Origin of the sequence: Nereida sp. MMG025 (assembly GCF_021654165.1) — a bacterium.
Classification (GTDB): domain Bacteria; phylum Pseudomonadota; class Alphaproteobacteria; order Rhodobacterales; family Rhodobacteraceae; genus Nereida.
In genome coordinates, this window is record NZ_JAKFZN010000009.1 from 40,811 (window position 1) to 54,183 (window position 13,373).

The 13,373-nt window shown below is 56.4% G+C and carries 14 protein-coding genes; 4 read left to right on the top strand and 10 right to left on the bottom strand.

Annotation, left to right across the window (positions count from 1 at the left end):
* Positions 1–29: 29 nt before the first annotated feature.
* Positions 30–857 (bottom strand): DUF6473 family protein, encoded by an 828-nt coding sequence (locus tag L1065_RS14410; RefSeq protein ID WP_237096209.1) that lies wholly within the window; start codon positions 855–857, stop codon positions 30–32.
* A 161-nt stretch (positions 858–1,018) separates the two neighbouring features.
* Here L1065_RS14410 and L1065_RS14415 point away from each other — a divergent pair, with 161 nt between their 5' ends.
* On the top strand, positions 1,019–1,894 hold the full coding sequence (locus tag L1065_RS14415) for a 3-hydroxybutyryl-CoA dehydrogenase (RefSeq protein ID WP_237096210.1): 876 nt from the start codon (positions 1,019–1,021) through the stop codon (positions 1,892–1,894).
* On the opposite strand, the gene L1065_RS14420 is transcribed toward L1065_RS14415, so the two are convergent.
* From L1065_RS14420 to L1065_RS14450, 7 genes are read right to left on the bottom strand one after another with little or no spacing between them, the layout of a single operon-like run.
* Positions 1,891–2,742, bottom strand: a complete 852-nt coding sequence (locus L1065_RS14420) for a lysophospholipid acyltransferase family protein (RefSeq protein ID WP_237096211.1) — start codon at positions 2,740–2,742, stop codon at positions 1,891–1,893. The two genes, L1065_RS14415 and L1065_RS14420, sit on opposite strands and share 4 nt — an antisense overlap.
* Positions 2,743–2,802: 60 nt before the next feature.
* On the bottom strand, positions 2,803–3,081 hold the full coding sequence (locus L1065_RS14425) for an HPr family phosphocarrier protein (protein WP_237096212.1): 279 nt from the start codon (positions 3,079–3,081) through the stop codon (positions 2,803–2,805).
* A complete protein-coding gene (locus tag L1065_RS14430) occupies positions 3,078–3,482 on the bottom strand; it encodes a PTS sugar transporter subunit IIA (RefSeq protein WP_237096213.1) in 405 nt (134 codons plus the stop codon). The genes L1065_RS14425 and L1065_RS14430 overlap by 4 nt, the downstream gene beginning before the upstream one ends.
* Positions 3,483–3,494: 12 nt before the next feature.
* Positions 3,495–4,391, bottom strand: coding sequence for an RNase adapter RapZ (gene rapZ, locus L1065_RS14435; RefSeq protein WP_237096214.1), 897 nt, complete (start codon positions 4,389–4,391; stop codon positions 3,495–3,497).
* The gene (locus L1065_RS14440; protein ID WP_237096215.1) at positions 4,388–4,861 is read right to left on the bottom strand and encodes an HPr kinase/phosphorylase; all 474 of its coding nucleotides are present in this window, start codon (positions 4,859–4,861) and stop codon (positions 4,388–4,390) included. The genes rapZ and L1065_RS14440 overlap by 4 nt, the downstream gene beginning before the upstream one ends.
* A gap of 41 nt (positions 4,862–4,902) precedes the next feature.
* Positions 4,903–6,627: a sensor histidine kinase gene (locus L1065_RS14445; RefSeq protein WP_237096216.1), complete on the bottom strand. Its 1,725-nt coding sequence runs from the start codon at positions 6,625–6,627 to the stop codon at positions 4,903–4,905.
* Between the two features lie 9 nt (positions 6,628–6,636).
* Positions 6,637–7,338, bottom strand: coding sequence for a response regulator transcription factor (locus L1065_RS14450; RefSeq protein WP_237096217.1), 702 nt, complete (start codon positions 7,336–7,338; stop codon positions 6,637–6,639).
* 307 nt (positions 7,339–7,645) lie between these two features.
* On the opposite strand from L1065_RS14450, the gene L1065_RS14455 reads away from it, so the two are divergent.
* Entirely contained in the window at positions 7,646–9,244 is a 1,599-nt protein-coding gene (locus tag L1065_RS14455) for a phosphoenolpyruvate carboxykinase (RefSeq protein ID WP_237096218.1), read from the top strand.
* A 92-nt stretch (positions 9,245–9,336) separates the two neighbouring features.
* Positions 9,337–9,873, top strand: a complete 537-nt coding sequence (locus tag L1065_RS14460; RefSeq protein WP_237096219.1) for a peroxiredoxin-like family protein — start codon at positions 9,337–9,339, stop codon at positions 9,871–9,873.
* A gap of 240 nt (positions 9,874–10,113) precedes the next feature.
* Here L1065_RS14460 and L1065_RS14465 read toward each other — a convergent pair whose 3' ends face one another.
* Positions 10,114–10,881: a sulfite exporter TauE/SafE family protein gene (locus tag L1065_RS14465; protein WP_255766525.1), complete on the bottom strand. Its 768-nt coding sequence runs from the start codon at positions 10,879–10,881 to the stop codon at positions 10,114–10,116.
* Between the two features lie 148 nt (positions 10,882–11,029).
* Here L1065_RS14465 and L1065_RS14470 point away from each other — a divergent pair, with 148 nt between their 5' ends.
* On the top strand, positions 11,030–12,718 hold the full coding sequence (locus tag L1065_RS14470; RefSeq protein WP_237096221.1) for an acyl-CoA dehydrogenase family protein: 1,689 nt from the start codon (positions 11,030–11,032) through the stop codon (positions 12,716–12,718).
* A gap of 63 nt (positions 12,719–12,781) precedes the next feature.
* On the opposite strand, the gene L1065_RS14475 is transcribed toward L1065_RS14470, so the two are convergent.
* Complete coding sequence (locus tag L1065_RS14475; RefSeq protein WP_237096222.1) at positions 12,782–13,339, bottom strand: DUF4189 domain-containing protein; 558 nt, start codon at positions 13,337–13,339, stop codon at positions 12,782–12,784.
* Between the last annotated feature and the right edge of the window lie 34 nt (positions 13,340–13,373).

The window sequence follows — 13,373 nt, forward strand, 5'->3', positions numbered from 1 at the left end:
TTGATACAGATCAGCGGGCCTTTTTTTGGCTAAAGCAAACGTGACAACACCTCTGCCACCTCGCCAGCAATCTCCTCATGGGCGGCTTGGCCCATCAAATCTTCGGCGGCGGGTTGCTCCATCTCAGTCAAGAACATGCCGTCCAATTTGCTCGCACGCGCCTGCGCAGACGGTTGATACTCAATCACCTCTGTCACGTAAGGGCGCACTGCGTCTATCATCGAACGCGTCACAAAAAGCGGATCTGGACCCAAGCCAACCAAATCATTTTGATCCTTCTGCTCATGCTCGGACGCCCAGAGCAACACTGTTTTACCTTCGATCTTGGAGACCAGCGCTTTCATCCGGGCGATCCACGCTTCTTTTAATTCCGCTTCAAGAATCTCGTAACGGTCTGGTGAAAGCTCTTTGAGGCGCGATAGCAAATGACGCGTAAAGGCGAACTCTGTAAAGTCAACGTCACGAAACACCGTCTGCATCAAGCCGGACGCTTTCAGAAAGCGGTCGTTACGGCGCGGATGCACCGAATAAAAGCGGTTGGTCAGGTTGTTCGCCCCCATCACTTCAATGACAGTCGCGCGCGCCTTGCTACATGCAGGGGTTACAAACGGATCATTCAAAAAAGCGTCCGGCCCTGCATTGACACAGCCAAGGTTCACGCATGTCAGGCCGATCTCTTGCTCGACCAAATCGGCAAATGGCCGTTTCAGAAACTTCCCATAGGTTTCTGTGCCGCCCAGAAATGCCACATATGGCTTGTTCAGGTTTTTCGATGGCCCGCGGAACACCAATTTCGAGCGACCGTAGCGGCATGGCAAATACGTCAGGGCCCCCCGGCCCATGTTTTCGAAGGTCATAATACCCCCCCTTTTTCAATTTCACCCATGGACAGGATTCGCACAGAAACCTTGCGAAAACGCTAAACTGCAAACTTGTCTAAAACTGTCGCAGTAATCGCACCTTGCAGGCCCCGCCCACGGGGGCGTAGGTTACCGCTGAACCAAAACTGGAGCAGAACATGGCCATTCAATCCGTCGGAATTGTAGGTGCAGGACAAATGGGCAACGGGATTGCCCATGTTTTTGCCGTGGCGGGCTATGATGTTTTGCTCAACGATATCAGCCAGGACAGTCTTGATGCCGCCGTGGCCCTGATTGACAAAAACCTCACACGACAGGTCAGCCGCGAAAAAATCACACAGGCCGACAAAGACGCAGCCTTGGCCCGCATCAAAACAACTCTGACCCTGACCGATCTTGGCCCTTCCGACCTGATTATTGAGGCCGCAACGGAACGCGAAACAGTCAAACAAGCGATTTTTGAGGACCTGCTGCCGCATCTGTCACCCGACACAATCCTGACCTCGAACACCTCTTCCATCTCGATCACACGATTGGCCAGCCGCACCGACCGGCCCGAAAAATTCATGGGTTTCCACTTCATGAACCCCGTGCCGATCATGCAGTTGGTCGAGTTGATCCGCGGGATTGCAACCGACGAGGCGACGTTCAAGGCGCTCTACGGCGTGGTTGAAAAGCTCAACAAAACCGCTGCCACCTCCGAGGATTTCCCCGCCTTCATCGTCAATCGCATCCTGATGCCCATGATCAACGAGGCAATTTACACGCTTTATGAAGGTGTGGGATCGGTGCAATCCATCGACACATCGCTGAAATTGGGGGCCAACCACCCGATGGGCCCGCTTGAACTGGCCGATTTCATTGGCTTGGACACCTGCCTTGCCATCATGAATGTGCTCCACGATGGGCTGGCAGATACGAAATATCGCCCCTGCCCGTTGCTGACCAAATATGTGGAAGCTGGCTGGCTCGGACGTAAAACGCAGCGTGGATTTTATGACTACCGCGGCGAAACGCCCGTTCCCACCCGCTAGACGCGCGACTTCAGGCCCAAGGTTTGTTCGCGCAACCAACTGACAAATCCGCGGGGGTTGGCCGACCAGTCTTTGATTGTAGCGGCCTCAAACGGCTCTCCGACGACGGGTTTTTGTGGCTTGTTCAACGCATGCACAACTTCATGGATCAGCAAACCCTGGCGCAACGTGGGCGACAGTTTGTTGGCGATCTGATAGGCGCGCGAGTTCTGACCGGGGAAAAATATCGGCACAACCGTCGCCTTGGACCGCTGGATCATCTTGGCGGTAAAGGGGTTCCATTCCGCCTCGATCGCGGGGCCGAAAAACGTCTCGGAACACGACACGACGCCCGATGGAAAGAGCACGATGACACCACCGTCCGACAAATGTTCCATCGCCTCTTTACGCATATCAAGGTTCTTTTTCAGTGCATCCTCTTCGTGGGGAAACGGCACAGGGATCATAAAATCCGCAATTTCATCAACGCCTGTCAGCAACGAACGGGTCAGAATTTTGTAATCCGTGCGCACACGCCCGATCAATTCGGCAAGGATCATCCCGTCGACCAGACCATGCGGATGGTTGGCCACAACGATCACGGGGCCCTTTGCGGGGATATTGGCGATCTGGTCGGCTGGCGTTTGCAGTTCAATTCCCATGTGGCGTAGGGCCTGACGCCAAAAGGCTTGTCCATGCGGCGCGCCTTCACGCTCGAAACGGCGGATCAGGCGCAGCAATGTCAGCTTGCCGGTGGCCCATTCCATCGCGCGGATCAGGTTGGCTTTGAACGGGTTGGTAAACGTGTTGGCATAGGACAAGCGCCGCTTGTCGTATGGCACAACATCGGGATCGGGCAATCTTGCCATCGGTCTTTCTTGAAGGTTATCGACCACGTTGTCCCTTACACCGCGCTTTCGGCTACTGTTTCAAAATCCTTCACCGAATTTATCGGCAACCAGTTCTGCCAATGCATCCGCCAAAGGTTCGGCATCATCGCCCGAGATTTCGACTTTAATAAAACTTCCTTTTGATGCTGCCAACATCAAAAGCCCCATGATACTATCGCCTGCGGCGCTTAGCCCATCCTTGGACACCTCAACGCGTGCTTTGTGCTCTTCGACCACCTCAACAAATTTGGCCGAGGCGCGCGCGTGCAGCCCCTTTTGGTTCACGATTTCCAGATTGCGGACAAGGGTATCAGTCATAATAAACTCTCATTTGCGCCAACGGCGCGGGCATCAATATATTTGCGTCCCGCATCGCGGGCAAAAAGAACAGCCGCCTTAAGTGGCTTTGTGCGGGATTTGGCCAGCTTCACCAATAACGGCAGATTGGCCCCGTATAGAATCATACGGTTTGCAGGGTTACAGGCGGCGAGACTCAGGTTGGAAGGCGAACCGCCGAACATATCAACTACGACGACAACACCGTCGCCGCGGTCAACAGCGTCAGCGGCCTCGCAAATTTCGCGTTCCTTGGCTTGGCGGTCGTGATCATAGCCGATTTGGATCGTGCGCACCGCATCTTGTTTGCCCACCACATGTTCAACCGCGCGCAGGTATTCCTGCGCGAGAGCTCCATGGGCGACAATCACAATCCCGATCAAGCGGGCGTCCTTTCAAAGGGGCGCATCCCTGCGGCGTTCCAATTCACGATGCCTAATTGACACTTGCCACCCCGCTTGCGCAAGTGCCTTGGCAAGCAATTCCGTAACTGTGACCGAACGGTGTTGCCCGCCTGTGCATCCAAACCCGAGCGAAAAATGCGTTTTGCCCTCTTCGGCATAAGCAGGCAGAAGCGAAACAGTCATTTTCAGCAAGGTGTCAAAGAAGGAACCAAATGTCGGATCCGTCTGGACATAGGCCTGCACCTTGGGGCTTTGTCCCGTCATATCCCGCAGCGTTTCGTCCCAATAGGGGTTGGCCAGAAAGCGGCAATCAAACATGGAATCAAGGCCACGCGGAACACCGCGTTTGTATGAAAAACTGTGCAGCATCACAGCCATCTTACCCGTGTCCGCCTGCCCGAACCACATGCGCAAATCGGCCTTCAGATCATGTGGGGTCATCGTCGTGGTATCAATCAGATAGTCGGCCTGTTCGCGCAGCGGGCGCAGCAAATCCAACTCTCGGGTGATGCCGATCAGCGGTGTTTCAAACGGCGCCATCGGATGCCTGCGCCGCGTCTCGGAAAAGCGCTGCAACAGGACCTCAGGGGTTGCATCCAGATAAAGCAAGGACACATCTGCCCCCTCGCGCCGTAAATCATCCAGAACACCAAGCGCCATTTCCACCGAAAAATCGCGGTTGCGCACATCCATGCTCAGCGCCAAAGGGCGATCCAACGGCGGACCGTCCAGCAAGCGCGGCACAAGAGACAGCGGCATGTTATCAATCGCTTCCGACCCTGCATCCTCCAGCGCATTAATCGCGGTTGAGCGTCCGGCACCCGATGGACCCGTGACCAACACCAGTTTGGGGCGCGGCGATTGTGGGAAAGCGTCGGCGTCTGTCATTTGACGCTGGCTCCCTTTCCCTCAAAATAAGGCCGTTGGAACATCCCATGCCGGAGAAACAATAAAAGCGCAGCCGCGGCATGGGGGCCGTCACATTTGTAAAACAGCGGTAGCGACACGCCCGCAATGGTCGTTTCGCGGGGGGGCGGCAGGCGGTCATGCTCCATCTTGTCCATGTTCATTGCCGCAACGATGATTGTGTGCGGAAGATAGGGGGCGGCGATCAACCCGATACCGCGCGCCTCGATCCCGCCTGCAATGGCCGCTGGCGGTGACGCGATCAACTGGCCTGCGTGCGGGGCAATCACGGTCTGATCATCACTGACCAGCGACGCACCCAGCGCAATCATTTGCAGGGCAAGCGCGCTTTTACCGCTCCCGCTTTTCCCCTGGATCAAAAGCCCGCGCGCACCAACGGCAAGCGTTGTTGCGTGAAGTGTAACGGGGGGGTCGTTGGCGGGAACTGACATGGCAAAAGGCTAGCATAGCCTGCGGGTCCGCGTAAGTCGCCTTAAACGGGCAGGCCCACAACAAAGCGCGCGCCCAAAGGCTCTGACACCGGATCTGCATCTGTGGGGCGAATGTTTTCAGCCCAGATCACGCCACCATGGGCTTCGACAATCTGTTTCGAAATCGCCAACCCAAGACCCGAATTGTTGCCAAATTGCTGTTCGGGGCGTTCGGAATAAAACCGTTTGAACACTTTGTGCAAAGCATTGTCGGGGATACCAGGCCCTGTGTCTTCGACCACCACCAAAATGCGATTGTCACGCATACGCGCCCAAACACGTATCGCATCGCCATCCTCGCAAAACGAAATCGCGTTGGTAATCAGATTGACAAACACCTGTGCCAGTCGTCCCTCCAGACCGTAAATCTGTATCGGGGCATTTGGCAGATCGGTAACAAATTCCACGCCTTTATCGGCGGCTTCTTTGGTCAGATATTCCGTAATGTTGCCAAGCATGTGGAGCAGATCAAACTGCTCTTCGGTTTCTTTGACCAGTTCACTGTCTAGGCGCGATGCATTGGAGATATCGCTGACCAAACGGTCCAGACGACGCACATCATGGTCAATCACATCCAGCAGTTTTTCACGCTGATCATCGCGCTTGGCCACGCGCATCGTGCCAACGGCGGACCGAAGCGAGGCAAGCGGATTTTTGATTTCATGCGCAACATCGGCTGCGAATTGTTCGTTTGATTCAATGCGTTCGTAAAGGGCGCTGACCATGCCGCGCAGCGCACCGGACAGGCGGCCGATCTCGTCAGGGCGACCACTCAGATCGGGGATACGCACGCGACCGGCTGTGACTTTGTTAGAGTTCTTTTCGCGCCCGATTTCGGCCGCTGCCGCCAGATCGGACAAGGGGTTCGCGATGGTAGAGGCCAGAACAAGGCTCAGGCCGACCGAGACAAGAATCGCAATCACAAACATCTGCAACAGGTTTTCACGTTCTGATCGCACCAGCAGATCAATCTCGCCAGATGCGCTGGCCATCGCAATAACGCCAACCACCTGATCGCCTTGCAAAATGGGGGTCGCTACGGAAAACACGGTATCGCCGTTTTGGTCAGGCCCCGTCACAACCTTGGTTTCGCCCGCCAATGTTGCATCCAGCAACTGGCGCACCATTCCTTCGCTGTCGGTTGCAGTGATATCGTCTGTATCGCTGCCAAAAATGCCCGCAACCCAGGCCCAACCACGGCTGAGCCCATCGATAAGATAGGTTTTGCCCACCGTTCCCGCGCCACTATCAAGCGCGGCACCAAGGTTTGGGCGGTCTGCGCCTTTTGACGACGCAACGAGCGTTTTCGTGGGATCAAAGACAAAGATGTCGGATGGGTTGCGCAGATCAAGACCGGACAAAGTGCCCTGGGGGTCAATACCATCGCCAGTGGCAAGGCTGACCGGCGCACCTGCAGGCATCTGCGCCTCAAACACATCGGCGATCAGTTCCACCTCTGACAGCAAACCACTGGCGCGTTGAAACGCCAGACTGTCACGGGACGCATTCAGATAAAGAACGCCCCCCACAAGAATAAGAAGCGCCAGAAGATTGAAGGTGATGATCTTGCGGGCCAGCGGCGATTGCTTGAGCGAGACAAGCCCGCGCCGCTTGCGTTGTTCGCGCAACTCGGCATCCACCGAGGTTTTGGGCGTGACAAAGTCGTCGCCCAAAACGATATCGGCCTCTCTTACGGACCGAAGGGAGTGGATGTCGATGTCGCTCATGATCGGTCGCTATTCTTCGTTGTAGCGGTAGCCAATACCATAAAGCGTCTCGATTGCCGAAAAATCATCATCGGCTGTGCGCATCTTTTTGCGCAAACGCTTGATGTGGCTGTCGATGGTGCGGTCATCGACATAGACCTGATCGTCATAAGCCACGTCCATCAGCTGATCGCGGCTTTTGACGAAACCAGGGCGTTGGGCCAGGGCCTGAAGCAACAGAAATTCCGTTACCGTCAGCGAGACATCTTTGCCCTTCCACGTCACAGCATGACGCAGCGGGTCCATGCTCAGCTCGCCGCGCACCATGATCTTGTTGTCGTCGGATTCAGCAACCTGCACGCCTTCGATGGCATCCTGACGACGCAGCAATGCGCGGATCCGCTCAACCAACAGACGTTGGCTAAAGGGTTTCTTCACATAGTCATCAGCACCCATGCGCAGGCCCAGAACCTCGTCAATCTCGTCATCTTTCGATGTCAGGAAAATCACGGGCATTGTGGTTTTCTGGCGCAGACGCTGAAGCAGGTCCATACCATCCATGCGGGGCATCTTGATATCCAGCACTGCGATATCGGGCATGTGTTTGTTGAATGCATCGAGGGCAGATTGCCCATCGTTGTATGTTTCTACGTCGAAACCCTCCGCCTCAAGGGTCATGGACACAGACGTCAGAATATTGCGGTCGTCATCAACCAAAGCAATCTTGGACATTTGCTCGTTCCTCAATTTTGTTTTTATTGCCTGCTTTTTTTAGGCAATCTCATCTTTTTTCGGCCGCGAATCAACATAAATCGACCCGGGCCCCCATAGTGGCCCTGCGAATAAAACCCAAAATGTGTTAATTCTGCATAAATGACACAGGGATTTCGCCTATCGTGGAATCTGCAGGCGGCGTGATTGCGCTAAACCCAAAATGGTTGCGCTAACTGCGCGGATGCGTCCTGTTCAAGTCTGGAAACGTCATGTTAAGCGGGTTCATCCCGCGCGAAAAACCGCGCTGATTAACGGAGACCACAAGATGACCCACGGACGCGTCAACCCATCCCACCGCTTGGAAGATCAAGGTATCGAAGGGTTGGGGCAGGTCTATTACAACTTGATGGAACCCGCATTGATCGAAACGGCGCTCAAAAATGGCGAAGGCACGCTTGGCAATGGCGGCGCGTTTCTGGTCAGTACAGGGAAGTTTACAGGTCGGTCCCCCAAAGACAAACACGTGGTGCGCACGGCGTCTGTTGCAGATACGATCTGGTGGGAAAACAACGCAGAAATGTCAGAGGCGGGTTTTGACGCGCTCTACACCGATATGCTGGCCCATATGAAGGGCCGTGATTACCACGTGCAAGACCTGTTTGGCGGCGCTGATCCCGCCCACCGCCTTGATGTGCGCATGGTGACAGAACTGGCCTGGCACGGTCTTTTCATCCGCCACATGCTGCGCCGTCCCGAACGCGCAGAGCTGGACAGCTTTGTGCCTGACTTCACAGTGATCAACTGCCCGACATTCAAGGCCGATCCTGCCAAACACGACTGCCGCTCTGAGACCGTCATCGCGATGAACTTCGACCGCAAGCTGATCCTGATCGGCGGCACCGAATACGCAGGCGAGAACAAGAAATCCGTCTTTACGCTGCTCAACTATATGCTGCCCGAAAAAGGCATCATGCCGATGCACTGTTCGGCCAACCATGCCGAGGGCAACCCCGTCGACACGGCTGTGTTCTTCGGACTGTCCGGCACGGGCAAAACAACCCTTTCGGCCGATCCAAACCGCGTGCTGATTGGCGATGATGAACATGGCTGGTCAGATCGTGGCACCTTCAACTTTGAGGGCGGCTGCTACGCCAAAACGATCAACCTGAGCGCCGAAGCAGAGCCAGAGATTTACGCGACCACCTCCAAATTCGGCACGGTGATCGAAAACATGGTGTTCGACGAAGAAACCAAGGAACTGGACTTCGAAGACGACAGCCTGACCGCCAATATGCGCTGCGCCTACCCGCTCAACTATATCAGCAACGCATCCGACACAGCCCTTGGCGGCCACCCCAAGAACATCATCATGCTGACCTGTGATGCATTCGGTGTTCTGCCCCCTATCGCACGGCTGACACCGGCGCAGGCGATGTATCACTTCCTGTCGGGCTTCACCTCGAAGGTCGCAGGCACAGAACGCGGCGTGACCGAGCCTGAGCCGACGTTTTCCACCTGTTTCGGCGCGCCCTTCATGCCCCGCCGCCCCGAAGCCTATGGCAACCTGCTGCGCGAAAAGATCGCCAAGCATGGTGCCACATGCTGGCTGGTGAACACTGGCTGGACGGGCGGCGCATATGGCACAGGATCGCGGATGCCCATCAAAGCCACCCGCGCCCTGCTCACCGCCGCCCTTGATGGATCGCTCAATGAGGCGACCTTCCGCAAAGACCCCAACTTTGGTTTTGAAGTGCCTGTCACCGTGGGTGGTGTGGACGCGGGCCTTCTGGATCCGCGCAGCACATGGGGCGATAAATCGGCCTATGACAGCCAGGCCCAAAAGCTGGTTGAAATGTTCGCCGACAATTTCGAGCAATATGTTCCCTATATCGACGAAGATGTGAAAGCCGCGGCCATCGGCTAGCCGCTCACGGTTTTACGATTCATGTTTCAGCCCCTTGCGCCCGCGCGCGAGGGGCTTTCTTGTGCGGCGAACACATTCAAGGACCAAACCCCATGCTTATGCCCCGCCAAAAAACACCCGACCTGTCACTGCCCACACTCGATGGCAGCACATTCGAACTGTCTGCACAAACAGCCGAACGCGGAACCGTCATCTGCTTTTACCGCGGTTTGCACTGTCCGATATGCGCCACCTATCTGACCGAGATGCAAAAACAGGTCGCGGCCTTTGCCGAACGCGGGGTCGATACAATCGCCGTGTCAGCAGACGGGCAAGAGCGCGCACAACAAATGGCGGACAAAATCGGCGCAACCACTTTGAAATTTGCCTATGATCTGCCCCTGACCGTCGCCCGCGCATGGGGGCTCTATATCTCGACAGGGCGCGGCCTGACGTCGATCAACATCGAAGAACCCGCGCTCTTTTCCGAACCGGGCCTTTTCATGGTGACGCCCGAACAAACGCTTTACTACGGCTCTACCCAGACGATGCCATTCGTGCGGCCACATTTTTCGGAACTTGTAGGGGCCTTGGATTTTGCGATTGCCAAAAACTACCCCGCGCGCGGCGAATACACAGGCGCGGTCTGACGCAACGCACGGTGGGTTAACACGCCCTTAACCCACCGTGCGTATTTTCATGTGCGAAACGTTTCACCGCAGGGCGTGGCACCCCTGCACCCAAGGTTCGCCCTAATCCACCGGATCGTCGCCCCTTGAAAAAGGGCGGCGTTGGCAATGACCGTTCTGGCGGCGCCGCCATTTTTCCCGATGCTCTTTACACAGACATTACCGAGATGAACCGCCCCGCTGCCTCGCCGTCGGGATGCGCTACCCCATGATCCCGCGACGGATCAGGTTCAAACCCACAAGCACCAGAACCAGCAGCGTCATGCGGCGGAATTTTTGCTGATCAAGGCGCGTGCCATATAACATGCCAATCGCAAGCCCAATGCCAGTTGGCACAATCATCGCCAGTGAAAACGGCAGGGTCTGCAGGTTCAAAACGCCAGATTGCACATGCGCCCCCATCAGCGTCACAGCCCCCGCGCCATAGACCACGCCCTGAATGCGCAGGCTTTCTTGCTTGGCGATATTCAACGCGGTTAAATACAAAACCGTCGGCGGCCCCCAAATACCCGAAAGCCCGCCCATCATACCCGCAACCCCGCCAAGCCCAAGCTCCGCAACACGGCGTTGCGACGGTGTAAAACGCAACGCCCATCCCAACAGCTGCAGGGTTGCAAAGAAAGTCACGGGCACGCCGATCGCCAGAAACAGCGCCCATTGCGGAAGAACGCGCACCAGTTGGGCGCTGATCAAAATACCGACCAGACCAATCGCAATAAACCGCCAGTGGTTGCGCGCAGAGCCGATCGCCGCGCCGATCCCGCTTTGCAACGCTTGCACCCCGTTCATGATCGCGGCGGGAATGATCAATGTGGCCAAGGCCAGCTCGGGCGCTGCAAAACTGCTCAGGCCCGAAATGACGATCATCGGCATCGCGAATCCCACCGCGCCTTTTACGAATCCTCCCAAAAGGCCGATCAGGACGAAAAGTAGCCAAAAGGGGGTTGTTTGTGCTAAGAACAGCTCCATCCTCTCGTCCTAACGGGAGCGCGCACGAGTTGCACGTGTGAATTGTGTGCGACAGAATACTGCAATAAGCGATTTACTGGCGAAATATTGTTGCGCTGCGCTTGCGAAGTGCGTATGCAGAAAGCCAGTTTGAAAAGGATGTTTTTTGATGGCCCATGATGGACAAGACCTGACGCTCGCACCTTCCCCGATTCTTGCCGACCTTCTGGCACTGACCGCAGAGGCGATTGCGCCCTGTGAAAAGGTGCTGGATCTGGCCAAAGAGGCGCTGCGCGCCCAAGTTACCGAAAATGGCCGTGTGTCCGGCGCGTTGATCGAAGCCAACCAAACCGCCGCCCACGGGCTTGCATGGCTGGCCACCTACGTCGAATCGCTTCGCCAGATGCAAAACTGGGCCGAACGCATGCAAGCCGAAGGCAAATTCGGCGAAACCGAACAACTGCTGCACCAGATCGCGTTTGGCGAATACCTGTGGCAGATGTACGGCGGCATCCCGATGAATCAGGGCGAAATCCTGCGCCTGCAAGACATCGGCCTGACCCAGGAACAGATGGGCATCCTGATGACCCCCGCGGTCATGACCCTGACGCAAACCGCCAACACCCAAGCCGCACGCACCCGTCTTGTCGAACTGATGCAAGAGCAATCGGCCAATATCACCGTTGGCGCGTCGGGTCTGGACGAAGAACTGGAAATGATCCGCGAGCAATTCCGCCGCTACGCCATCGAAAAGGTCGAACCCTACGCCCACGAATGGCATCTGAACGATGATCTGATCCCGATGGAGGTTATCGAAGAACTGGCCGAAATGGGTGTCTTTGGCCTCACAATCCCCGAAGAATACGGCGGTTTTGGCCTGTCCAAAGCATCGATGTGTGTGGTCTCAGAAGAACTGTCGCGCGGCTATATCGGCGTGGGCAGCCTTGGCACGCGCTCCGAAATCGCGGCAGAGCTGATCATCTGCGGCGGCACAGAGGAACAAAAACAAAAGTGGTTGCCACAACTGGCCTCCGCCGAAACACTGCCAACAGCCGTGTTTACAGAGCCGAACACAGGTTCCGACCTTGGCAGCCTGCGCACCCGCGCGGTCAAAGACGACAACGGTGACTACAAAATCACCGGCAACAAAACATGGATCACCCACGCCACGCGCACGCAGATCATGACCCTGCTGGCCCGCACCGATCCCGACACGACCAATTACAAAGGCCTGTCGATGTTCATCGCCGAAAAGACCCCGGGAACAGATGAAAACCCCTTCCCGACCGAAGGCATGACCGGCGGCGAAATCGAAGTTCTGGGCTACCGCGGCATGAAAGAATACGAACTGGCGTTCGATAACTTCCACGTCAAAGGCGAAAACCTGTTGGGCGGCACCGAAGGCATGGGCTTCAAACACCTGATGGAAACCTTTGAAAGCGCCCGCATCCAGACAGCGGCCCGCGCCGTGGGCGTCGCCTGTTCGGCGCTGGACGTCGGCATGCAATACGCGATCGACCGCAAACAATTCGGCAAATCGCTCATCAACTTCCCGCGCGTGTCGGGCAAGCTGGCAATGATGGCCGTCGAGATCATGGTGGCCCGTCAGCTGACATATTTCTCGGCCAACGAAAAAGACGAAGACCGCCGCTGCGATCTGGAAGCTGGTATGGCGAAACTTCTTGGCGCCCGCGTCGCGTGGGCGGCAGCCGATAACGCGCTGCAAATCCACGGTGGCAACGGCTTTGCGCTGGAATACAAGATCAGCCGCATCCTATGCGACGCCCGTATTCTGAACATCTTTGAAGGGGCCGCCGAAATCCAGGCGCAGGTGATTGCACGCCGCCTTCTGGACTAAGCCACCTTTTACAGTCACTCCAAAAAAGGCCCTCGCATGCTCTGCGGGGGCCTTTTCTTTTGGTTACTCGCCGACAGGCTTTGTCCAGATCACCTCGCACGGGTACGTCGTCAGATCGCCCCTGTCGGTGTTGCGCGTGCTGCATTCGCGCATCGCCCGCGCCTCGGCATCCGCGATGGTGTCATAGCCCCATCCGTGCCCGTATGTGCCATCTGCGGTGATCGCAAAGGCAGACGCACCGCGTTTTTCCTGATGCTTAACCAATTCAGCCGCGGCTTCCGCGCTAAGGGTTTTGCCGCCTTCCATCACCTGGCCGTTTTGCGGGATCAACTCGGCGACAATCTCGCAATCCTGTCCCGACAAAACGCCCGTGTTGCACAAATCCAAAGCGTCCTTGCGTGCGGCCTCAAGCGAGTTATAGCCCGTCGTCCACCCCCATGCGCCTTGAGGGTCCACGGCCATCGCGCCAAAAAATCCGTCGCGCTGCATCTTCGTGAGTTCGGCCTGCACATCCGCGGGCAATGGCGCATCCCCCACCAAATTGACAGAGGCCTGCGGAAGGCTGCTGCACCCCGCCACAAGCCCGCCCGAGACCACCAGACCTATTAGAAAACGTCCCATCTTCGCTCCTTCCCATGACCAGATTTATCCAAAC